Here is a 20086-nt window from a genome sequence, read left to right as displayed (position 1 = left end):
GCGAGTCTTATTGGTCCTTTGCTTCCATATTCTTTTTTCGGCCCGCCGGTCATTGACCGCGCGGGCCGTCTTCTATTTCCGTGATGACACCGTTCTCGACGGTGACAAACTGCATGAACTGATTGCTGCCGAAGTTATAAGTCCAACGCTCTGCGTACTTGACCGTCATGCGAGCACCGAAGCCATTCTCCTCATAGCGGGTCAAATCCTCCCTGAGCATGGGTTGGCCACAACGCACCAGCAGAATGGCCGTGCTGTCCCCCTCGGTCAGCAGGTCACGTTTGCAGCGCAAGGTCCCGGCCGTCACGGGAAGCGCCAGGACACAGAGCAAGAGCAGCGAAAGCGGATATCTCATTTGGCGTTCCATCTGAACAGAGCGGCCCCCAGGGCGACGCAACACAGGGTAAACAGGCTGATCTGGGACAGTGGGCCCGCCACCTCTTGCCAGCCAGCGCCCTCCAGCATCACGGCCCGCGCCGCCGTCACTATCTGGGTCAGTGGCAACAGTGCCGCGACCTCTTGCAGCCAGGCGGGTGAACCTTCCAGCGAAAACCAGACGCCAGATAAGAACATCATGGGCAGGCTGATGAGATTGAGCAAACCACTGGCCAACTCTTCATTCTGGATGCGGGCCGCCACCAGAAGACCAAGGGAGGCCATGGCGGCCCCGCCCAGCAGCGTGATGAGCAGCAACCAGCCGGAGCCGAGCAGAGGAGTGCCGAGCAGCCAGTGGGCGACCAGGAATACCAGCAGGCTCACCACTAGCGTGATGGCTACCCGCGACAACAGTTGGGCACAGAGAAACTCGGTCGCGGTGAGCGGGGTCGCCCTCAGCCGCTTGAGCACGCCATTTTTGCGATACCGCACAATGACATAGCCAACCCCGAACAGGCCGGAGAACATCAGATTCATGCCGATCACCCCCGGCAGCAACCAGTCGCCATAGCGAATGGCCTTGCCCGGCAGAGTATCTCGTACCAAAGGGGTCAGGCTGGCCTGCTTGAGCAGGTATTCCGCCAGCCCCCCACTCTGCGAGTCCGGATTGACCCAGTAATTGCCCCCTGCCGGATTGAGCAGCAAATCCAGTTGGTGGTGACGCACCTTGAGCTGGGCGGAGGCCAGGTCGTCATATTCGATCAGCTTGAGCTGAGGGATGGTGTCGAGGGGCTGGTAGGCAGGAGGCAGCGTCCCCACGACACCGAGCTGGAGCAGGGGCTTCTGGTTGCCGGAAAAGATGATTGAGAAACCCAGCACCAGCAACAGGGGCACGGCCATGTTCCAGACCAGGGCGGCGCGATCGCGGACAAACTCCAGGTTGCGGGCATAGAAGAGGGCGGCGATGCGCCTCAGGCTGTCTCTCATCGCGGACTCCTTGTCATTTTCCTTATCAGGGCCACGTTGCTGCGGCTCATGCCCCGCTCCTCAGGCTATGGCCGGTCAACTTGAGAAAGAGATCCTCCAGATTGGGGGAGCGGATCTGCATGCCGGTCAGGGGGATCTGCAGCTCGAGCAGGCGCGGCATCAGGGTCGCGATATCGGGACAAGTCAGCTCCATCAACTCTCCCTGTTGAGTGAGCGGTAGCGCCAGCTGCATCAGGGCCGGGTGAGCCGACAGGCGCACCAGTACCCCGTCGAAATGCTGATCGAGCAGCGCTTGTGGCGTATCCAGACTCAATAAGTGGCCCCTGTCGACGATGGCGATGTGACTGCACAGTTGCTGCGCCTCATCCATGTAGTGGGTGGTCAGCACTATGCTCTTGCCCTGGGCCTTGATGGCCTTGACCCTGTCCCAAAAGTGGTGGCGCGCCTGGGGATCCAGACCCGTCGTGGGCTCATCGAGAAACAGCAGTTCCGGGTCGCCAAGCAGGGCCAGGGCCAGCAGCAGTCGCTGGCGTTGCCCCCCGGAGAGACGGCGGCTGTCTCGGTCGACGAAGTCTTCCAGGGCACAGAGGTTGATTAACAGCGCCAGAGGCAGAGGCTTGGGATAGAGGCGGGAGAAGAGGCGCAGGGTATCGCGCACCGTCAAAAAGTCCTGCAGCGCCGTGTGCTGGAACTGGATGCCGATGCGCGAACGATAGTCGGGGCCTGGCGGTTTGCCATGAAACAGGATCTGGCCGCTATCGGGGGTCAATATGCCCTCAAGCAGCTCTATGGTGGTGGTCTTGCCCGCCCCATTGGGGCCGAGCAGACCGAAACAGCTGCCATTCGGGATGGCAAAGCTCAGCCCATCCACCGCCTTGACGCCAGCGAAATGTTTGACGAGATCGACTACTTCAATGATGGCCGACATGGGTTCCCTCCCCCTTGACTCATCCGACTATAACGAAATCCGCGGATCCCTCCCATCTTCGTCGCCATCGGGCCAAAAACAAACGGCGGCCCGAGGGCCGCCGTTTGCATCGAGCAGACTGGATCACAGGATGTCCAGCAGCTCCACTTCGAATACCAGCGCGGAATAGGGCGCGATGGAACCGGCACCACGGGCGCCGTAAGCCAGATCGTGGGGGATGAACAGCTTCCACTTGGAGCCAACCGGCATCATCTGCAGGGCTTCAACCCAACCGGCGATCACGCCAGTGACCGGGAACTCTGCCGGCTCACCGCGAGCCACTGAGCTGTCAAACACGCCACCATGGGTGAAGGTACCGTGGTAGTGCACGCGCACGGACTGACCGGCAACTGGCACAGCACCATTACCTTCCACCATGACTTCGTACTGCAGACCGGAATCGGTCACCTGAACACCATCACGCTTGGCGTTGTCGGCCAGGAAGAGTTCACCGTCAGCGGCAGCAGCCTTGGCGGCCACTTCCTGTTCGGCTTGCATGCGGCTGGTGATAGCCTGGAAGGCATCATTGATATCATCACGGCTGACCGCGAACTCCAGACCATTGAGGGCATCTGCCAGACCCTGCTGCAGGGCAGGAATATCCAGACCGGCGAAGGATTGCTGAGCCAGTTGATCGCCCATATTGCGGCCTATGCCATAGCTGGCTTTCTGTTCGATAGAGTCGTATTGAGACATTGAGATTCTGCTCCGGGTCCATGTGTCAAAAGAGCGGGAATGATAACAGAATTTTTACCCGGATGCTGCCGCCAAGGCAGAGTGCCAATCTGCTCTGATGAGCTTGAGTGGCATCAGGCGGCAAACAGGGCCAGTCCCCGTCGGCCTTGACTTGATGTGGTGCGGCGCCACAGGTCCTGATGACACAGAGGATCCGCAACAACACGGCCAGCAAGGCTGACCGTTCTACTCTGGCAAAGCGACTGGCTTATTGATCAAGCAAAGCCCGCACCGCAGCCACCTTGGCGCCGTCGGTGATATTGACCCGGCCGTCGCCCGAGCTGCCCATGTTGGCCCTGTGACAAAGAGAGGCACCATGCCGTCACACCCTGACTCAGGCGCGATCCAGCAGGGCCCACACCGCAGCCACCTTGGCGCCGTCGGTGATATTGACCCGGCCGTCGTCCGAGCTGCCCATGTTGGCCCTGTGACAAAGAGAGGCACCATGCCGTCTCGCCATGACCTCAAGCGCGATCCAGCAGGGCCCGCACTGCGGCAACCTTGGCGCCGTCGGTGATATTGACCCGGCCGTCATCTGCGGTACCCATGTTCACCCCATGGGGCACCATGCCACCGCGCCAACCCATGCCGGACATATGCACCTCAGTCACCCCGGTAAATTCAAGTATGGTGCGCACGTTGTCGGCATTGACCCCGGCCCCCGGCATCAAGCTGGCGCGTCCCGCCAGGGTCTGCGCCATGGCTTGCAGGGTTTCCAGACCGGCCAGGGCGCTCGCTGCATGGCCTGAGCTCAAGATCCGCTCACAACCCGCCGCGACTATGGTCTCCAGATCGGCGCGCCAGTTGGAGCTGAGATCGATGGCGCGGTGGAAGGTTACCCCCAACGGGCCTGCAGCCGCCACCAACTGCTTGAGCTGGGCTGCGGGCACCCGCCCCTGTTCATCGAGCAGGCCAACCACCACCCCTTGCAGACCCGCGGCACGGGCCGCGGCTATGTCTTGCAGCATCAACTCGAACTCGAGTTCGCTAAAACAGAAATCCCCGGCACGGGGGCGGATCATGGCGTAGACGGGAATGCGCCCATGGCGCGCCGCCTGCTGCATGAAGCCATAGGAGGGGGTAAGTCCCCCAAGCCCGAGGGCCGAGCAGAGCTCGATACGATCGGCCCCCGCATCCTGAGCGGTAAACAGGGACTCAAGGTTATCGATGCAGACTTCGAGACGGGTCATCATGACTCCTCGTGATGGATGAGGTGAGACCCGTCATCGGGTCTCACAGATGGAGCAGTGCTGCGCCACGCACGCCGCCTGCACCGCCGAAGCGGGCCTGGCGTATCTCGGGCAAAGCCACACCGGGCAGCAGATGTCCCGGCAGGCGCAGCGGCAATTGTTCATAGAGGGCGGGCAGGCCACAGAGGCCACCGCCGAGTACCACCACGTCCGGATCCAGCACCGAGAGCGCCGTGGCCAACCCCGCCGCCATGATCTCGAGCCAGCAATCCAGGGTCGCGACCGCATGGGGCTCTCTGGCCTCGAAACGCGATACGATCTGCTGGCCGGAGGCACGCTCGCCGCTCAGGTGCAGATAGAGACGCTCCAACCCCGTGCCCGATGCATAGGTTTCGAAGCACGCGAGTCGGCCACAACCACAGCGTGGACGAGGCAGGTCGGGGTACTTCATCAAGATGGTGCCGGGCAGCGGATAGTGACCTATCTCCCCCGCCAGCCAGTTGCGGCCCTGTACCAGGCCGCCATTGACATAGACGGCGCCGCCGATGCCGGTACCAATCGTGACTGCCAATGCCGCCTCGGCACCGTCGGCTGCCCCTTGATGCACTTCGGACCAGAGGAAGCAGTTGGCATCGTTATCGACCCGCACCTCGCGATCGAGCCGAGCCCCCAGATCAGCCCCCAGATGGCGGCCGTTGATACAGGGCAGATTGGCGGCCACTATGCTCTTGTCGGCGCGGTTGAGGATGCCAGGAAAGCCGATACCGACGGTGCCGCGCACCCCATAACGTGTATCCGCCGCCAGCACCCGATCGAGGATGATCTGCTGCAGCGCCTCGTAATCGTCTCCCGGGGTCGCCAGACGCTCCTCATGACACAGGGTCAAGGCACCGTCATAGACGGCAAACGCCACCTTGGTACCACCTATATCGAAACCGTAATACATGCCCACACTCCCTTGCAGCTGAGAAAACGACTCTGTTCCTGAGCTCGCCATTGTATTAATTCGCAAGAAAAATAAAGTGACCCACCCCGAAAAAACGGCGCCTCGTCACAAATCGCGGGACATTTTTTGCTGCAGGCAGGGTCGGCCCTGTTGGCTCAGGGTGCGCTCGGTGCCATCGAACCGAAAACCGCGGCGCAGGTAGAAGCCTTGCCCCACCCGGTTGCCCGCCAGCAGCCAGAGGCTGACCCGCTCATACCCGGCGCGCCGCATCTGCATGGCGACCGCCTGCCAGAGCCGTTTGCCATGACCACGGCGCCAATGAGCCGGATGCAGATAGAGGGCACGGATATGCGCCTCGGGACCGATGTCGCCCTCCTGATGCTGCCAATAGAGCAGACCCACCACCACGTCCTGGACACAGACCAGCATGGGCCTTGGGTCATGACCCCCGAGCCGCTTGCGCCACAGCTGCAAATGCACGCTCGGGGACAGGTTGTCGAGCAAGTCGGCGCCCAGCACCTCACCATAGGCGGCCAGCCAACTGGCTCGCTGCAACACCGTCATGGCGGCGGCATCCTGCTGGCGGGCCATGCGCAGGGTCACCTCCGGCATTACCTCTTGCACTGGGGAGTCAGACCGGCGGCGCGGGCCTGCTGGTAGAGGGGAGTTGCCGTCGCAAGCTCGGCGCTCAGCTCACTGATGCGGCTCTCATTGCTCGGGTGGGTAGAGAGCAGCGCGGGAGGCGCCTTGCCCCCGGCGGCCTGCGCCATGTTCTGCCAGAGCGGGATAGCCTCGGCCGGGTTAAAACCGGCGCGAGCCATCAGATCCAGCCCGAGTCGGTCCGCCTCACTCTCCTGCTCCCGGCCATAAGGCAGGCTCACGCCGACCTGAACGCCCAGCCCAAGCGCCGCCATGGCCGCGCCACTGCCCTGGCTGCTACCCAGGGCCGCATCGGCGACCGCCATGCCAAGACCCGTTAGCTGATCGCGGGAGAGACGCTCGTTGGAGTGCTGAGCCAGCACATGGGTCAACTCGTGACCGATGACGGTGGCGAGCTGATCCTGGTTCTTGGCCACATTGAGCAGGCCGCTATAGACGCCAATCTTGCCACCAGGCAGGGCGAAGGCGTTGACCTGCTTGGAGTCAAACACCACCACTTCCCAACTGGTGATGCCATAGCTGCTCGGCACTTGGGCAGTCACTGCCTTGGCGACGCAGGAGACATAGGCATTGAGCTTGGCATCCTTGCTCACCTTCTCCTGCTGCTTCATCTGGTTAAAGGAGTCGGCCCCGAGTTGGTTCATCTGCTGGGGGGAAAACAGCAACATCTGGCTACGGCCCGTGGGGGATTGTGCGCAGGCGCCGAGCAGCAGTGTGCTGGCGGCCAGCAGTGTCACTTTGGAGAGGGCAGAGATCATCAACAGGATCCTTGTGGCTGGGAATGTCCTATTTTCGGGAAAGGCGGCGCCGCGCGCAAGTGACTATGCTTGGCCGCCCTGTTTTGCCCCCATAAAAAAACGAGCCCGATTGGGCTCGTTTTTGACATTTTTTATCGGGAAGTGGGATTACATCAGGCCCAGCTTCTTCATGTCCGCTTCGACCACCTTGGCCGGGACAGGCACATAGCCGTCTTTGGCGACGATGGTCTGACCGGCTTTGGAGAGGATGAGTTTGACAAACTCCTGCTCCATCGGGGCCAGCGGCTTGTTCGGGTGCTTGTTCACGTACAGATACAGGAAACGTGACAGCGGATACTTGCCGGTGATGGCGTTGTCGGCGTTGGCTTCGACGAAGGTCTTGCCATCCTTGGACAGCGGCACGGCACGCACACCAGAGGTGACATAACCGATACCGGAATAACCTATCCCGTTGAGGGACGCTGACACAGACTGCACCACAGAGGCAGAACCGGGCTGCTCGTTCACGCCGCTCTTGAAGTCGCCATCACAGAGGGCGTGCTCCTTGAAGTAACCGTAGGTACCGGATACCGAGTTGCGACCAAACAGTTGCAAATCCTTGCCTGACCAGTTGCCATCCAGACCCAGATCAGCCCATTGGGTAGCGGCCTTGCTCTCGCCACACTTGAGGGTGCTGGAGAAGACGGCATCGACCTGCTGCATGGTCAGCCCCTTGATGGGGTTGTCCTTGTTGACGAACACGGCCAGGGCATCGACAGCGACGCGAATGGCGGTCGGCTTGTAGCCATAACGCTTCTCGAATGCTTCCTCTTCACCCGACTTCATGGCGCGGCTCATAGGGCCGAACTGGGAAGTGCCTTCGGTCAGGGCGGGGGGCGCTGTGGAGGAACCCGCGGCCTGGATCTGAACGTTGACGTTCGGATAGACGCGTTTAAATTCTTCGGCCCACAGGGTCATCATGTTGGCCAGGGTATCGGAACCCACGGACGACAAGTTGCCGGAGATGCCGCTAACCGGCGCGTATTCAGGCAGATTTTTGTCGACGCCGTAAGCCATTGTGCTGGCAGAGAACACCACTGCAGCAGTCACACCGATAACAGCAGCCAATTTGTTGAGTTTCATCCAATCTCTCCAAAATTACAGAAGGTCCGTTCTTTAAGACGGCGCCAGTATCTGACCTGGCAGTGACAAATTTATGTCTTGTTCATGACGCTTTGATGACAAACCACCAGATAAGCAGAAAACATGAAGGGCCGCGGCTGCGACCCTTCATGAACCTCAAAAAGACAATCAATGGGTTCTATTTTGCCGTTGCGATCGCAGGCTTTGCCACCACCAGGCGCGCCGGGATCAGGAAACTGAATCGGCTGCCCATGCCGACCCGGCTGTCGATATCCAGGTGAGCATCGTGATGGCTCAGGGCATGCTTGACGATGGCAAGGCCAAGCCCGGAACCGCCGGTGTGCCGCGAGCGCGCCTTGTCGACCCGATAGAAACGCTCGGTCAACCGCGTCAGATGATCCGGAGTGATCCCCTCCCCCTCATCGCTCACCGCAAACAGCGCCTGGGAGCCCTGCCTGCGCCACTCCACCACTATCTTGCGACCGGGCGGCGTGTAGTGGATCGCGTTGTAAACCAGGTTGGAGACGGCGCTACGCAACTGATGTTCATCACCAAGCAGCCAGAGATCCGGCTGAACCAGAAACTCGATGACATGGGATCGCTCGCCGGAGAGCGCCCGCGCCTCTTGTTCAAGCAGGAACAGCATGGCCGGCATGTCGACCCTGTGGGAGAGATCGATGTCCGGCGCCGCCTCGATGCGCGACAGGGTGAGCAGCTGGTTCACCAGATTATCCATGCGCACCGTCTGCTCCATCATGACCTTGTGCGCCTTGGCCCACATGGCCGGAGGGGGCGGCTCTTCGGTCATCTCCAGATAGCCCTTGAGCACGGTCAGCGGGGTGCGCAACTCATGGGAGACGTTGGCCACGAAGTGTTTGCGGGTCTTCTCCAGGCTACGCAGTCGGGTCACGTCCCGCACCACCAACATGGCCTGATCCTCGGCATAGGGCATGATGCGAAATTCGAGAAACTTCTCCTCGTTGATGGGGGAGTGCATCTCGAAGGGCTCATCATAGTCACCCTTGTTGAGGTAGCTGACGAAGCTGGGCTGGCGAATGAGGTTGCCGATATGCTGGCCCGCATCCTCCGGCCAGCGAAAGCCGAGCAACTGCTCGGCCAGCCGGTTGCACCAGAGGATGCTGCCATCGGTACGAAACACCACGGCGGCATCGGGCAGCGCTTCGGCCCCTTCCCGGAAACGGCGGATCAACCCCGCCAGCTCCCGGCGCCGTGCTCTATGACGCTGTTGCAGCTTGTAGATACCGTTAAAAATGTACTCCCAGCTACCGCTACCGCTGGGCGGCACCAGGCTGCGTTCGTGCCACAGCCAGTCAGAGAGCCGCTTCTGAAAACGGTAATGCCACGCCAGATGCAGGCAGGTGGCTGCCAGCAGACTCAGGGCCAGGCACTCCATCAACCATCCAAACAAGACGAAGGGCAGGTAAAAAAATGCCATTCGCCACAACTGTCGCCGCCAGGCGTAGGGTTGCAACATAGCTGCCTCTAGAGACGGGTGGAGAAGCGATACCCTGCCCCGCGCACCGTCTGGATCAATCTGTCATGGCCCGAGCCTTCGACTGCCTTGCGCAGCCGGCGAATGTGCACATCCACCGTCCTGTCTTCCACATAGACGTTGGTGCCCCAGACGTTGTTGAGCAGTTGCTCGCGGCTGTAGACCCGCTCAGGGTGGGTCATGAAGAAGTGGAGCAGCTTGAATTCGGTCGGTCCCATGTCCAGCGCCCTGTCTTCGGCACTGACCCGGTGGGAGACCGGATCCAGCTTCAAGCCCTGTACCTCGATGACCTCGTCCACCGAGGTGGGCGACACACGACGCATCACGGCATGGAGGCGAGCGGTCAGCTCCTTGGGAGAGAAGGGTTTGGTGATGTAGTCATCGGCACCGGCCTCCAGGCCGCGCACCTTGTCCTCTTCCTCACCCCGGGCAGTCAGCATGACCACCGGGATCTGGCGAGTCATCTCATCTTGCTTGAGTTGCTTGAGGAACTGGATACCGCTGCCCCCCGGCATCATCCAATCCAGCAGGATCAGTTCAGGGTAAGGTTCGCACACCTTGGCCAGCCCCTCGGCGAAGTCCGCCGCCTCTATCGCTTCGTATCCTTTCTGTTCCAGTACAAAACAGAGCATTTCGCGGATCGGTGCCTCATCCTCGACCACCAGTATTCGCTTTGCCATATCCCTTCTCTCTCCTCATGAAGATTGGTGCGCCAATTATTAGAATTTTGTATGACACTTTTATGACTTTATGACAGCGAGGAGAATAAACGTTTTCAGTCGCGACTGTCAGCACGGCGCGACAACAGGTCCCAGCGGTTGCCACTGATGTCCTCAAACACCACGACAGTGCCGTAACTCTCCTGCCGCGGCTGTTCACAAAAGTGGACACCGGCGGCGCGCATCCGCTCATAGTCACCCCAGAAATCCTGAGTCTCCAGGAACAAAAAGACCCGCCCGCCCCCTTGTTTGCCGATATGGGACGCTTGCTCGGCATTGGCGGCCTGTGCCAACAGCAGGGCGCAGCCAGGCTGGGTGGACGGGGCGACCATGACCCAGCGCTTGCCCGGTTTGCCAGGCTCGTCGAGCAGCGTGTCTTCGAGCAGGGTGAAGCCGAGGCTCTGGGTGAAAAAAGCGATGGCGGCATCATAGTCCGCGACCAGCAGGGTGAGAGCGCCAAGGTGAGAAGCCATGGGGAATTCCTTGTGAGCATGAGGCTCAATGAGTGTGGGAGGCCCGGCGGCCAGATAGCAAAACAGGGCCGGGCGGCCCTGTCATTATGCCTGTCGCTACCCAGGCATTAATAGTGCGTTTCAATCCTTGGCCCTGACAGCGGAGGTCAGAAATAGAGGCGGGCGACAGATTCGATGACGCAGCCGGGGCGACGCACGCCCTCTATCTCCACCTTGATCTCCTTGAGCAGTTCCAGTCCGCCCTTGATGGGAGTCACTCGAATGAGCTTGGTGCGGGCGCGCACATTGCTACCCACCTTGATGGGATAGGGAAAACGCACCTGATCCAGACCAAAGTTGACCACCATGCGCGCCGTGGGGAACTCGGGGTTCTCCTCATCCACCGAACCGGTCAGTCTTGGCAAGAGCGCCAGGGTAAGAAAACCGTGGGCTATGGTGCTCTTGAATGGCGATTCGGCGGCGGCGCGATCGGGATCTGTGTGTATCCACTGGTGATCGCCAGTGACGGCGGCAAACTGATTCACCATATCTTGGCTGATGTGGAGCCAGTCACCGACATGGGTCTCCTCGCCGAGCTGGGCCTGCAAGCGGTCGAAGACCAAGGCCGCTTCCCCTTCGAGGGCAATCGCCGGCGCGGGCTGTGCCATGCCCTGACCGTTCACGACCTGACGTTGCTGGGACTGTTGTTCCACCTCGACAACGGGTTGGCCATGGGCGTCGAGCACCCGCCCCAGCAAGGGGTGAAGGTGCGCCTTCTGCTGAAACTCACGCCAGTAGTCACGGATAGCCGGCGAGAGCCAATCCTTGAGCTCAAAGGGGTGTTGCGCCAAGATTTCGCGCTTTCGCTTCAGAAAATCGACCACTTTCATTAACCAATCCCTATCTCTAATTAACCAACGAACAGGTCTAACCAGTCCTATTTTATGAAAGTTTCAGCTGCAAGTGCAAAAAAATCTCGGCGTACAACTGTACCGGCGGCGAGAGTGACCACTCACATGGGCTTCCCAGGCCGCGCCAGGCCTGCGGAAAAACGATTATCTGCTTTCGGGTCCCTTGCCCAGATAGCGCAGCCTGAAATGGCCAAAGTGCCTCATCAAGGCAATAGCGTCACCTCATCTGGCGAAGGACATGACGACCAACACCCCTGCCGGGGAGCGTCAGGGGTTTGTCATTGCGCGGGGATCGGCCCGATCACGCCCTGGGCATGAGGTCAAGGTCATTACTCGACAAGGGGGGAAGGGGCGAGGAGGAACGTGGTCAATCCGCCTCTGCCCCAGAGCCGGGACGCTGAGGCTCTGGGAGCGGGCCTGGGAGGAGTATCAGCCTCCCGGCCAGAGGTTGTCGGCTTCAGCGTCGCCATGCAGCACGACGCGCCACAGGGGCTCTCCTGCGCACTCAGCTCAGTCGGACCAGCGATTGTCGCTCTGGAAGCTCCAGGCCAGGATCCGGCTCTGTTTGTTACCCAGGCTCATCTCGATCACTTGCTGCCGCTTGGCGCCTGCCTGGGTGATTGCCTGCTTGGCCGCCGCCAGGTTCTCTTTTTTCGAGACCAGCGAGCTGAACCAGAGACATTGACCGGCAAAGTCCCGGCTCTCCCGGATCAGGGACGCGAGGAAGGCCGCTTCGCCCCCATCACACCAAAGCTCGGCCTTCTGACCGCCGAAATTGAGCACAGGAGCCTCGCTGCTAACCTCGGCCTTGCCCAGGTTACGCAGTTTGCGGCGGGTCCCATCGCTGGCCTCAGCCAGGGAGCCGTGAAACGGCGGGTTGCACAGGGTCAGGGTGAAGCGCTCCCCGGGCCCTATGATGCCGTGAAACATTCGGCGAGCGTCCGTCTGCAATCGGCACTCGATCTGCTTGCCCAGACCATTGCTGAGCGCCAGCAAGTTGGCCGCCTTGACCGACACGGGATCGATGTCGGCCCCAACGAAGCGCCAGCCATACTCGCGACAGCCCAGCAACGGATAAATGCAGTTGGCGCCAACACCGATATCGAGCACCCTCACCCCCTTGCCGGTCCGCGGCGCCGCTTCCCCCTCGCTGATGAGGTCGGCCACATGGTGCAGGTAGTCGACCCGTCCTGGGATCGGCGGGCAGAGGTAACCCGCGGGCAGATCCCAGTGGCGTATGCCGTAATGCAACGCCAGCAGCCCCTTGTTGAGCGCCTTGACGGCGGCGGGGTCGGCAAAATCCAGGGTGCGAGTACCATGGTCGTTGGTGAACACGAAGGGGGTCAGTTCGGGAGTGCGCAGGCAGAGAGCCGCCAGATCATAGGGAGCATGATGGCGATTGCGGGGATGCAATCCGGCTTTGGTGGTTGTCTCTCTGGTCATTGGGGGCCTAGTCATCTGGTGCCTGGTCAATCCTGGCGAAAAGCGGGCCCACACTATAGAGAGTCGACCCGCAAAAGTCTAAACGATGGCCATAAAAAACCGGGCCGCCAGGGCCCGGTTTGAGTGAGGTTGGAGAAACTGTCCGTACTGCGAACGGTTTGTCCAGCCTGGCTCTTAGATCTCGATGCGGCGCGCTTGCCAGAACTTATTGCGCCAGTACTGATTGTCCAACCGGGAGCGTGTCACACCGGCTCGGGTCGAAGCGTGAATGAACTCACCGTTGCCCACATAGATGCCCACATGATTGAGACGGGAGCTGATCTTGAAGAATACCAGGTCACCTTCAACCAGTTCCTGCTTGGAGACCCTGGTGCCTTCGTGCACCTGGGAGCGGGTATCGCGGGGCAACTCTATGCCCACTGCGTTGCGATACACTTCACGGGCGAAAGCGGAGCAATCTATGCCGCGTTCACTGGTACCACCGAAACGGTAGGGGGTACCACGCCACTCTTTGAATACGGTCAGAATTTCGTTTACGTCAGGTGTTTGGTTGACTTCCGGTTCAACCACGGGCTCCATCATGGAGACCTCGATCTTACTAGCGACATCGGGTTGGGGTGCCGAGGCACAACCCACCATGCCGAGTGAGACCAGCAGTAGCATCAGGTAACGCAATCCTTTATCCCCGCAAATTTGTTAAAAGTTGTTAAAATACGGCCTTTGGCAGGCAAATTATGAAATGCAACAGCCCTCGACTATATCCAAGAATCCTATCGAGGCAAGTGAAAATCCCTATCAAGTTCACAGTTTTGCAAGAAAATGCGTTATTTTTCATCATTAATGTGAAGATTGACCCACAAGATACCCCATAGGCAAGCCGCTGCGGTGCCGCTGCAGAGTGCTATTTATCCCTGTTTTATCGATATTTTGAAGTGAATAATGATGATAACCACGGATCTATTTTTGTTAAATTCTGCCAAGGTGGCCGAAGACCCGCTGTCAGGCTTGGAGCACCTGCTCAATCCAGCCCAGCACCGGCAATGGCAGCAGATAACACAGCCCCATCGCCGCCAGGAGTTCCTGATCAGTCGAGCCACAATTAATCGGTTATTGGGGGCCCGTCTTGGTCAGGACCCGCAAAATCTGCAGTTTTGTAGTGGTCCCCATGGCAAACCGACCCTCGCCGGTCCTGAGTCAGATTCCTGTCATTTCAATCTGAGCCACAGCGGCGACTGGCTGGTCATTGCCATCGGTACCCGGGGGCCTCTGGGGGTCGATCTCGAACTCGGACGCAGACCCCGCGCCCCCCTCCCCCTCGCCCAACGCTTCTTTACCGCCGCCGAGTATCAACACCTGGCAGGATTGCCGAGCGCGCAGCAGAGATCCAGCTTCTATCGACTCTGGTCACGCAAAGAGGCCGTGCTCAAGGCCCATGGCGGTGGCATCGCCGCCGGATTGGAGAAGGTGGAGTTTGTGCCCGATGAAGACTGGCGCCTGCTCAATCATCTGGATGGGATCCCTTATCGAGTCTGTGACTGGCCCTGGCAGGGAGGCTGGCTCAGCCTGGCGGGAGGAGAGGGTGAGGTGCATCTGCATCAACTCGATGAATACCTTGAAATCATGACAGGAGAACCCCATCTTGATAAAAACCCCTAGCCAAGAGCCAGCCTCATGATCGTTGACATCCATCCCCAGAATTTCCAGCTCGAGTTGCTCGATGCCTCCATGCAAAAACCGGTCGTCATCTATTTCTATGCGCCGCAGATGCCGGAATGCCAAGGGATGACGCCCCTCATCGAACAGCTGGTGGGTGAGAACAACCCGCAGGTCACCCTGGCCAAGGTGGACATGAACGATCCCCACCTGCAACCGCTGGCCGGTCAGCTTGGCCTGCGTGCCCTGCCCGCGCTGGTGCTCTTCCACCAGGGACAACCGGATGAGCAAGCCATGCTGGAGGGTCCGCAAGATGAACAGACCCTGCGCACCTATTTCGCCGCCTTCTCTCCCAAGGAAGAGGAAGAGCTGCTCAAGCGAGGGCAGCAAGCCCTCGCCGAAGGGCAGGCCGATGAGGGCTATGCCGATCTCGCCAAAGCCCATCAGCTGGCAGGGGATCGCCACGATATCCATCTCTGGCTCATCCAGGCAGCCCTCGACCTTAATCGCCTCGACGAAGCGGCGCAGCGGCTCGCTCAAGTTCCCATGGCAGCCCAGGATGATCACTATCACACCCTCTGCTCGCGTCTGGCACTGGCTCAACAAGCCGCTGACAGCCCGGAGCTGCGGGCTCTGGAGGCCCGTTATCAGCAGGCCCCTGACGATTTCGCCCTGGCTCAGGAGCTGGCCGTGCTCTACCACCAGGCGGGACGTCAGGAGGAGGCCCTCACCCTATTGCTGACCGTGTTGCAGCGGGATCTCGGCTTCGGTGACGCGAGAAAGACCTATCTTGATATCCTGGCGACCATGGGAGCTCACCCGGCGGTGGCCGGTTTCAGACGCAAGCTCTACAGCCTGCTCTATTGAGTCTTACTGGTACGATGAGAGGAGAGGGCTATGCCGAAGGGCATGGCTCTTTTTTATCAATGAGACCAGAGAAACAGACACTGTCGGGAAAACAAGAAAAGAGGGGATAACTGGCGGGACCTGGCAAGGAAAAGCCAAATTTTTGGCAAAAAAAAATGGCGCAGAGACTGCGCCATTTTTTCGCATGAATTACTTCTTGTAGGAAGTAGCCATGTTGTCCAGACGCTGGTTAGCGCGCATGGCTTCTTGGTTGGCTTGAGCAACATCAGCGGCCATTTTGGATTGATCAGCACGAACAGCGCTAACATCTTGAGCCAGTTGGTCAACTTTGTTAGACAGGTTCTGTACGGAGGTTTCCAGTTCGCTGGTGTTAGCACAACCGCCCAGCAGGGCAGACAGACCAACAACACCTACCAACAACAATTTTTTCATTTTTAAAGCTCCCTTGAGCTCGCCAGACGTTTAGCAAGCGGCGTGATTATGGCACAAAAAATTCTTACTTTGGATAGGCCTCATCACAGATAAATGCACTAAAACCCTCATTTTTTTTTCCATTTGCACGATTTGCGCAAATTTCAAACAAAATGGGGCCTCAGTGATGAGGTTCGGACAAAGCGTAACCAAAAAATGTCCTTATGACAATTTCGTATGGAACTTAGGCCGATCGCTCTGTCAACATCTGACGATACAGCACCAGATCTTCTATGGTCAGCACCGGCAACTGATGCTGGCGACCAAAAGCCACCAGATCCGGCAGACGCGCCATGGTGCCATCTTCGTTGGTCACTTCGCACAGCACTCCGAACGGTTTGAGTCCTGCCAACTGCATCAGATCCACGGTCGCCTCGGTATGACCCCGACGGCTCATGACACCACCATTGCGAGCCCGCAGCGGGAAGACGTGACCTGGGTGGTTGAGATCGGACGGCTTGGCACCATCGGCGATGGCGGCTCTGATAGTGGTGATGCGATCGGCGGCGGAGACCCCGGTGGTGACCCCCTGGGCCGCCTCTATGGTGACGGTGAAGGCGGTCTGGTATTGACTGGAGTTGGCCTCCACCATCATGGGCAGCTCGAGCTGACGCACTCTATCCTCCGGCAGGCAGAGGCAGACGATGCCGGAGCACTCGCGGATCATCATGGCCATTTGGGCGTTGGTCATGGACTGCGCCGCGAAGATGAGATCCCCTTCGTTTTCCCTGTCCTCATCGTCGGCAACCAGTACGCCGCGACCGGCGCGCAGGGATGCCAGAGCCGCTTCGACTCTTTCGATGGGATGACCAAATTCACTGAGTAAAGACTGATTCATGGTAAGACTCCGTTAACTTCACAAGTACCAGAATCAGGGCATGGAGCAGACAGAGAGAGGCATGCGGCGGCCACCCGAAAGGGCCACGCGTGGAACACGCTGTCTTATCCTCTTTCATCCGGACTATGACCGTCGGCTCCGGCATCTCACCGGATCTGCTGACCCCGACGACGAGTCGGGCGCTCGCGGGCTCCCCGAGTCAATCGGGATACCGCCGGTGGGGAATTTCGCCCCGCCCTGAGAATAAGCGCAGACAGACTAAAGAAATTTGTCCCGCGATGCCAGCATGCGGGCCTAAAAACCGCAAGCTGTCGAGATTTGACGCCCGGGCTGTGCTTGGGCTTTTCCTTTATGGCATAGTGCCTCAAAAACTGTGCCGCAAAGGCAGTGCCTAACCAGCAAGCCCGGCGGATACACTGCTCCGCCCGGATGGCCACCACACTACGGAAATGATGACAGACATGGAAAAGAAAATACTGCTCACGGATTGCCAGGACGCCAAGGGCCTCATCGCCAAGATCACCAACATCTGCTACAAGCACCAGCTCAACATCAACAAGAACGACGAGTTCGTCGATCACGAGAACGGCCGCTTCTTCATGCGCACCGAGCTGGAGGGGCGTTTCAATGACGAGACCCTGCTGGCGGATCTCGATGATGCTCTGCCCGCTGGCGCCCTGCGTCGCCTGGTCAAGGCGGGCAAGAAGCGGATCGTCATATTGGTGACCAAGGAGACCCACTGCCTCGGGGACATCCTGATGAAGAACTATGCGGGCGCCCTGGACATGGACATAGTGGCGGTGATCGGCAACTACGACACCCTGGCTGAATTGACGGGTAAATTCGATATCCCCTTCCATACCGTCAGCCATGAAGATCTGAGCCGCACCGAGCACGAAGAGCAGGTGCGCGCCATCATAGACGGCTATCAGCCGGACTACGTGATCCTGGCCAAGTACATGCGGGTGCTGACCCCCAGCTTCGTCGAAGCCTATCCGCGCAAGATCCTCAACATCCACCACTCCTTCCTGCCCGCCTTCATCGGGGCGCGCCCCTACCGCCAGGCATTCGATCGCGGTGTGAAGCTCATCGGCGCCACCGCCCACTTCGTCACCGACGATCTGGATGAAGGCCCCATCGTCGAGCAGGACGTGATCCACGTGGGCCACACCTTCAGTGCCGAGGGCATGGCCAAGGCGGGCCGGGACGTGGAAAAATCCGTGCTGAGCCGCGCCCTGGAGCTGGTGCTCAACGAGCGGGTCTTCGTCTATGGCAACAAGACGGTGGTGTTCAAGTAACAGCGCCATGCAAAAAGGCCCCGCGGGGCCTTTTTTGTTATCGACAGGCGGGTGGGAACCCCCACTCAGCGCTCTGCTCTCCTGATGTCACGCCGTCATCACCTATGGTCAGCACGAATAACCCCTTCACTCGACTGTGGGGCCAGTTCCGCTTCAGCCTCCAGGATGGTACGCCGCTGGGCCACATCGACCCAGTCACCATAATCGGCGAGCAGGGCCCGCAACTTGGGCTGGATGCTGATCTGGCAAAAGGGCTTGTCCGGCTGACGATAGTAGTAATCGCGGATCCCGGGGCGGGATGGCGAGAAGTCACGATAGCGCAGCGCCTCGGTCAGCAGGGGCTCGCTAAAGTGCGACTGCAGATCCGTGAGCATCTCGGCCACCCGGTGGCGTTGCTCCTCATCGAAGCAGTAGAGGGCGGAGCGGTAGCGATGGCGCAGGGCATGTGAGTTGGTGGCACTGTGACTGTGGAGATGGATCTCGACCAGCAGCGCCAGCGGCAGGCGGGACTCATCGAAGTGGACTATCACCCCCTCGCTGAATCCGGCGGCAACCAGGGCGCCATTGACTGTGCTGCCAGTGGCGGGATCCGCCTCGATCCCTTGCACGGCGTCAGCATCCTGCGCGGCCAGCCAGCCCTGCTCCACATCCGCTACGCCGCGCAGCGAGCGAAATACCGCCTCGGTACACCAGTGACAACTGCCGCCCAACCCTATTTTGCTCACCCTTCCCCCATCACACCTTTCGTTTACCCGGCGCCATGATGGCCAACCATCGCAATGCTGCATATCTCTATGCTAAACCATCGATAGACTGCATAGCTGAATGGCCGTGGCGACGCCATCAGGTCAAGTCGCCTCGGCGGGGTTACACCCCTCAGAGCGGCAGCTCATTGACCGTGAGCTTGCCCTCTTGCAGCTTCAATTCTGCCTTGAGGTTGCTCTGCTGCACCTTGAGATAACCCAGTTGTTGGAGCTGCAACAGCATGGGTGCAAGCTGGGGCACAGCCTCCCCCATCCCTTCGCTCAGATTGAGCTGGAACAGGCCAGAGAGCGCCTTCATGCCATCTTCCTCACCTGCCAGGCTGGCCAGGGTGGTCGACGCCAGGGTCAGCTCCCCCGTGAGCGAGGCGGGCTCGCCATTGAGCCGCGAGCTGAGATCGGTCAGGGTCAGGGTCAGGCCACGGCCCAGCACCTGATCCAGGGCGGCCAACAGGGCTTGCTGATCCAGGTTGCCCTCGGCACTCAGCGCCTGGTAGCCCGCCAGATCCAGCCCCTTGACCTCAAGATCGAGTTTGGCATCGGTCAGCGCCAGGTTGTCCGTGTCGTTGGCCATGTCCAGGGCGGCCAACTGGATCTGGTAACGATTGGAGAGGGTCTGTGCATCCTCCCCCTCCAGTCTGCTGTGACTGGTGAGCCGTTGCAACGAGACGCGGAGCCCGTCCTGTGGCTGCTGCAAGGAGAAGCTGGCCAGGGTCATGTCACTCTGGGGCGAGAGCCAACTGCCATCGACATCCCTCAGCTCGGCACTCCCTTTCAGGTCTGCCAGCACCATATCCGCCCCGCTTTGGGTTTCATGGAGACTCATACCAGCCCAATTGAGGGTCATGTGGCCATTGCCGACCAGATCACCGCTGTAATCGGCCTGCAACGGCTGAAACGTCATCTTTCCCTGTTCATGCTTGAGGCTAAGGGCGGCGATGTTGAGCTTGCTCTGACTCCCCTGGGTCAGCAGGTTGGTCAGGCTGGAGAGCTCCAGTCGCCACTCCTTGAGCCCCTGGGACGCCAACAGGGGAGCCAGGGAGCCCTGCTCGGTATCGAGCAGCAAATGACTCTTCACATAGAGCGGCAGGATCAGCCCCTCAACCTTGAACGCCAGCATGATGGGCTCCCCATGGCTCAGCTCGTCATCCAGCTGGGCCAGTGCCTCGGGGCCGATGATCAGACGCATCTCACCGTCGCGGTGCAGCAGATTGCTGCGACTCGGCTGCCACTGCAGCTCGATCCCGCTCTGCTCGCGCAGCTTGATAATCTGCTGCGCCAACTGGCGATCGAATTCACTACCCGTATACCAGCAGGCCCCAAGGCCAGCCCCAATCAGAGCCGCACCTGCGACGCCCCAGATCCACTTTTTCATCAAACCATCCATTTTAATCATGCTTGCAGGCACTTTACGGGGCTG

The 20086-nt window shown here is 59.8% G+C and carries 23 protein-coding genes, 1 pseudogene and 1 riboswitch; of the genes and pseudogenes, 3 read left to right on the top strand and 21 right to left on the bottom strand.

The window, feature by feature from the left end:
• Nucleotides 1-49 precede the first annotated feature (49 nt).
• From M2366_RS06545 to M2366_RS06465, 17 genes and pseudogenes are all read right to left on the bottom strand, one after another.
• Nucleotides 50-355 carry a DUF2845 domain-containing protein gene (locus M2366_RS06545; protein WP_157013906.1) on the bottom strand — a complete coding sequence of 102 codons (306 nt, stop codon included), beginning with the start codon at nucleotides 353-355 and terminating at the stop codon, nucleotides 50-52.
• Nucleotides 352-1362 carry an ABC transporter permease gene (locus tag M2366_RS06540; RefSeq protein ID WP_259269244.1) on the bottom strand — a complete coding sequence of 337 codons (1011 nt, stop codon included), beginning with the start codon at nucleotides 1360-1362 and terminating at the stop codon, nucleotides 352-354. Before M2366_RS06540 ends, M2366_RS06545 begins: the two co-directional genes overlap by 4 nt.
• A gap of 46 nt (nucleotides 1363-1408) precedes the next feature.
• On the bottom strand, nucleotides 1409-2290 hold the full coding sequence (locus M2366_RS06535; protein WP_259269243.1) for an ABC transporter ATP-binding protein: 882 nt from the start codon (nucleotides 2288-2290) through the stop codon (nucleotides 1409-1411).
• A 123-nt stretch (nucleotides 2291-2413) separates the two neighbouring features.
• Nucleotides 2414-3025 (bottom strand): FKBP-type peptidyl-prolyl cis-trans isomerase, encoded by a 612-nt coding sequence (locus M2366_RS06530; RefSeq protein ID WP_042040688.1) that lies wholly within the window; start codon nucleotides 3023-3025, stop codon nucleotides 2414-2416.
• A gap of 247 nt (nucleotides 3026-3272) precedes the next feature.
• Nucleotides 3273-3365: pseudogene (locus tag M2366_RS06525) on the bottom strand (copper homeostasis protein CutC); the annotation flags it as partial.
• 33 nt (nucleotides 3366-3398) lie between these two features.
• The gene (locus M2366_RS06520; RefSeq protein ID WP_404972787.1) at nucleotides 3399-3524 is read right to left on the bottom strand and encodes a hypothetical protein; all 126 of its coding nucleotides are present in this window, start codon (nucleotides 3522-3524) and stop codon (nucleotides 3399-3401) included.
• Between the two features lie 4 nt (nucleotides 3525-3528).
• Nucleotides 3529-4254, bottom strand: a complete 726-nt coding sequence (locus M2366_RS06515; RefSeq protein WP_259235587.1) for a copper homeostasis protein CutC — start codon at nucleotides 4252-4254, stop codon at nucleotides 3529-3531.
• Between the two features lie 43 nt (nucleotides 4255-4297).
• On the bottom strand, nucleotides 4298-5200 hold the full coding sequence (locus tag M2366_RS06510; RefSeq protein ID WP_042040690.1) for an ROK family protein: 903 nt from the start codon (nucleotides 5198-5200) through the stop codon (nucleotides 4298-4300).
• A gap of 105 nt (nucleotides 5201-5305) precedes the next feature.
• Entirely contained in the window at nucleotides 5306-5812 is a 507-nt protein-coding gene (locus tag M2366_RS06505; protein ID WP_259269242.1) for a GNAT family N-acetyltransferase, read from the bottom strand.
• Entirely contained in the window at nucleotides 5812-6618 is an 807-nt protein-coding gene (locus tag M2366_RS06500; RefSeq protein WP_042040692.1) for a M48 family metallopeptidase, read from the bottom strand. Before M2366_RS06500 ends, M2366_RS06505 begins: the two co-directional genes overlap by 1 nt.
• Nucleotides 6619-6765: 147 nt before the next feature.
• Nucleotides 6766-7740, bottom strand: a complete 975-nt coding sequence (locus tag M2366_RS06495; RefSeq protein ID WP_224430985.1) for a PstS family phosphate ABC transporter substrate-binding protein — start codon at nucleotides 7738-7740, stop codon at nucleotides 6766-6768.
• A 178-nt stretch (nucleotides 7741-7918) separates the two neighbouring features.
• Nucleotides 7919-9235, bottom strand: a complete 1317-nt coding sequence (gene phoR, locus M2366_RS06490; RefSeq protein ID WP_224430986.1) for a phosphate regulon sensor histidine kinase PhoR — start codon at nucleotides 9233-9235, stop codon at nucleotides 7919-7921.
• Nucleotides 9236-9243: 8 nt separating this feature from the next.
• Nucleotides 9244-9933, bottom strand: coding sequence for a phosphate regulon transcriptional regulator PhoB (gene phoB / locus M2366_RS06485; RefSeq protein WP_042040695.1), 690 nt, complete (start codon nucleotides 9931-9933; stop codon nucleotides 9244-9246).
• Nucleotides 9934-10028: 95 nt separating this feature from the next.
• Nucleotides 10029-10445 carry a VOC family protein gene (locus M2366_RS06480; RefSeq protein ID WP_259269241.1) on the bottom strand — a complete coding sequence of 139 codons (417 nt, stop codon included), beginning with the start codon at nucleotides 10443-10445 and terminating at the stop codon, nucleotides 10029-10031.
• Nucleotides 10446-10591: 146 nt separating this feature from the next.
• Nucleotides 10592-11314 carry a MaoC family dehydratase gene (locus M2366_RS06475; protein ID WP_042040697.1) on the bottom strand — a complete coding sequence of 241 codons (723 nt, stop codon included), beginning with the start codon at nucleotides 11312-11314 and terminating at the stop codon, nucleotides 10592-10594.
• A 531-nt stretch (nucleotides 11315-11845) separates the two neighbouring features.
• Nucleotides 11846-12778, bottom strand: coding sequence for a 23S rRNA (adenine(1618)-N(6))-methyltransferase RlmF (gene rlmF / locus M2366_RS06470; RefSeq protein WP_259269240.1), 933 nt, complete (start codon nucleotides 12776-12778; stop codon nucleotides 11846-11848).
• Nucleotides 12779-12952: 174 nt separating this feature from the next.
• Complete coding sequence (locus tag M2366_RS06465; protein WP_005897199.1) at nucleotides 12953-13441, bottom strand: C40 family peptidase; 489 nt, start codon at nucleotides 13439-13441, stop codon at nucleotides 12953-12955.
• 300 nt (nucleotides 13442-13741) lie between these two features.
• Here M2366_RS06465 and M2366_RS06460 point away from each other — a divergent pair, with 300 nt between their 5' ends.
• Both M2366_RS06460 and M2366_RS06455 read left to right on the top strand, forming a co-directional pair.
• On the top strand, nucleotides 13742-14434 hold the full coding sequence (locus tag M2366_RS06460) for a 4'-phosphopantetheinyl transferase superfamily protein (protein WP_224430989.1): 693 nt from the start codon (nucleotides 13742-13744) through the stop codon (nucleotides 14432-14434).
• Between the two features lie 15 nt (nucleotides 14435-14449).
• The gene (locus M2366_RS06455) at nucleotides 14450-15298 is read left to right on the top strand and encodes a tetratricopeptide repeat protein (protein ID WP_259269239.1); all 849 of its coding nucleotides are present in this window, start codon (nucleotides 14450-14452) and stop codon (nucleotides 15296-15298) included.
• A 189-nt stretch (nucleotides 15299-15487) separates the two neighbouring features.
• On the opposite strand, the gene M2366_RS06450 is transcribed toward M2366_RS06455, so the two are convergent.
• Both M2366_RS06450 and ribB read right to left on the bottom strand, forming a co-directional pair.
• A complete protein-coding gene (locus M2366_RS06450) occupies nucleotides 15488-15730 on the bottom strand; it encodes an Lpp/OprI family alanine-zipper lipoprotein (RefSeq protein ID WP_005897212.1) in 243 nt (80 codons plus the stop codon).
• A 223-nt stretch (nucleotides 15731-15953) separates the two neighbouring features.
• The gene (gene ribB, locus M2366_RS06445; protein ID WP_042040700.1) at nucleotides 15954-16607 is read right to left on the bottom strand and encodes a 3,4-dihydroxy-2-butanone-4-phosphate synthase; all 654 of its coding nucleotides are present in this window, start codon (nucleotides 16605-16607) and stop codon (nucleotides 15954-15956) included.
• A gap of 102 nt (nucleotides 16608-16709) precedes the next feature.
• A riboswitch (FMN riboswitch) is annotated at nucleotides 16710-16856 on the bottom strand.
• 212 nt (nucleotides 16857-17068) lie between these two features.
• Here ribB and purU point away from each other — a divergent pair.
• The gene (gene purU / locus M2366_RS06440) at nucleotides 17069-17905 is read left to right on the top strand and encodes a formyltetrahydrofolate deformylase (protein ID WP_042040701.1); all 837 of its coding nucleotides are present in this window, start codon (nucleotides 17069-17071) and stop codon (nucleotides 17903-17905) included.
• Between the two features lie 98 nt (nucleotides 17906-18003).
• Here the strand turns inward: purU and M2366_RS06435 are convergent, their stop codons facing one another.
• Both M2366_RS06435 and M2366_RS06430 read right to left on the bottom strand, forming a co-directional pair.
• Nucleotides 18004-18630, bottom strand: a complete 627-nt coding sequence (locus M2366_RS06435) for a peptide-methionine (S)-S-oxide reductase (RefSeq protein WP_259269238.1) — start codon at nucleotides 18628-18630, stop codon at nucleotides 18004-18006.
• A 151-nt stretch (nucleotides 18631-18781) separates the two neighbouring features.
• The gene (locus tag M2366_RS06430) at nucleotides 18782-20041 is read right to left on the bottom strand and encodes a YdgA family protein (protein WP_259269237.1); all 1260 of its coding nucleotides are present in this window, start codon (nucleotides 20039-20041) and stop codon (nucleotides 18782-18784) included.
• Nucleotides 20042-20086 lie beyond the last annotated feature (45 nt).

This window comes from Aeromonas sp. BIGb0405 (genome assembly GCF_024807335.1).
In the GTDB taxonomy this organism is placed as follows: domain Bacteria; phylum Pseudomonadota; class Gammaproteobacteria; order Enterobacterales; family Aeromonadaceae; genus Aeromonas; species Aeromonas rivuli.
The sequence above is the reverse complement of the archived record's forward strand: the minus strand, read 5'-3'. Positions and strand labels throughout refer to the sequence as shown.

Bases quoted from the DNA above. Each gene is read 5' to 3' on its own strand.
- M2366_RS06465 (WP_005897199.1), bottom strand. From the start codon at position 13,441: ATGCTACTGCTGGTCTCACTCGGCATGGTGGGTTGTGCCTCGGCACCC.
- M2366_RS06510 (WP_042040690.1), bottom strand. From the start codon at position 5,200: ATGTATTACGGTTTCGATATAGGTGGTACCAAGGTGGCGTTTGCCGTC.
- M2366_RS06475 (WP_042040697.1), bottom strand. From the start codon at position 11,314: ATGAAAGTGGTCGATTTTCTGAAGCGAAAGCGCGAAATCTTGGCGCAA.
- rlmF (WP_259269240.1), bottom strand. From the start codon at position 12,778: ATGACCAGAGAGACAACCACCAAAGCCGGATTGCATCCCCGCAATCGC.
- M2366_RS06495 (WP_224430985.1), bottom strand. From the start codon at position 7,740: ATGAAACTCAACAAATTGGCTGCTGTTATCGGTGTGACTGCTGCAGTG.
- M2366_RS06430 (WP_259269237.1), bottom strand. From the start codon at position 20,041: ATGAAAAAGTGGATCTGGGGCGTCGCAGGTGCGGCTCTGATTGGGGCT.
- phoR (WP_224430986.1), bottom strand. From the start codon at position 9,235: ATGTTGCAACCCTACGCCTGGCGGCGACAGTTGTGGCGAATGGCATTT.
- M2366_RS06480 (WP_259269241.1), bottom strand. From the start codon at position 10,445: ATGGCTTCTCACCTTGGCGCTCTCACCCTGCTGGTCGCGGACTATGAT.
- M2366_RS06505 (WP_259269242.1), bottom strand. From the start codon at position 5,812: ATGCCGGAGGTGACCCTGCGCATGGCCCGCCAGCAGGATGCCGCCGCC.
- purU (WP_042040701.1), top strand. From the start codon at position 17,069: ATGGAAAAGAAAATACTGCTCACGGATTGCCAGGACGCCAAGGGCCTC.
- M2366_RS06500 (WP_042040692.1), bottom strand. From the start codon at position 6,618: ATGATCTCTGCCCTCTCCAAAGTGACACTGCTGGCCGCCAGCACACTG.
- M2366_RS06540 (WP_259269244.1), bottom strand. From the start codon at position 1,362: ATGAGAGACAGCCTGAGGCGCATCGCCGCCCTCTTCTATGCCCGCAAC.
- M2366_RS06455 (WP_259269239.1), top strand. From the start codon at position 14,450: ATGATCGTTGACATCCATCCCCAGAATTTCCAGCTCGAGTTGCTCGAT.
- M2366_RS06545 (WP_157013906.1), bottom strand. From the start codon at position 355: ATGAGATATCCGCTTTCGCTGCTCTTGCTCTGTGTCCTGGCGCTTCCC.
- M2366_RS06450 (WP_005897212.1), bottom strand. From the start codon at position 15,730: ATGAAAAAATTGTTGTTGGTAGGTGTTGTTGGTCTGTCTGCCCTGCTG.
- ribB (WP_042040700.1), bottom strand. From the start codon at position 16,607: ATGAATCAGTCTTTACTCAGTGAATTTGGTCATCCCATCGAAAGAGTC.
- M2366_RS06515 (WP_259235587.1), bottom strand. From the start codon at position 4,254: ATGACCCGTCTCGAAGTCTGCATCGATAACCTTGAGTCCCTGTTTACC.
- M2366_RS06530 (WP_042040688.1), bottom strand. From the start codon at position 3,025: ATGTCTCAATACGACTCTATCGAACAGAAAGCCAGCTATGGCATAGGC.
- M2366_RS06520 (WP_404972787.1), bottom strand. From the start codon at position 3,524: ATGGCGAGACGGCATGGTGCCTCTCTTTGTCACAGGGCCAACATGGGC.
- M2366_RS06535 (WP_259269243.1), bottom strand. From the start codon at position 2,290: ATGTCGGCCATCATTGAAGTAGTCGATCTCGTCAAACATTTCGCTGGC.
- phoB (WP_042040695.1), bottom strand. From the start codon at position 9,933: ATGGCAAAGCGAATACTGGTGGTCGAGGATGAGGCACCGATCCGCGAA.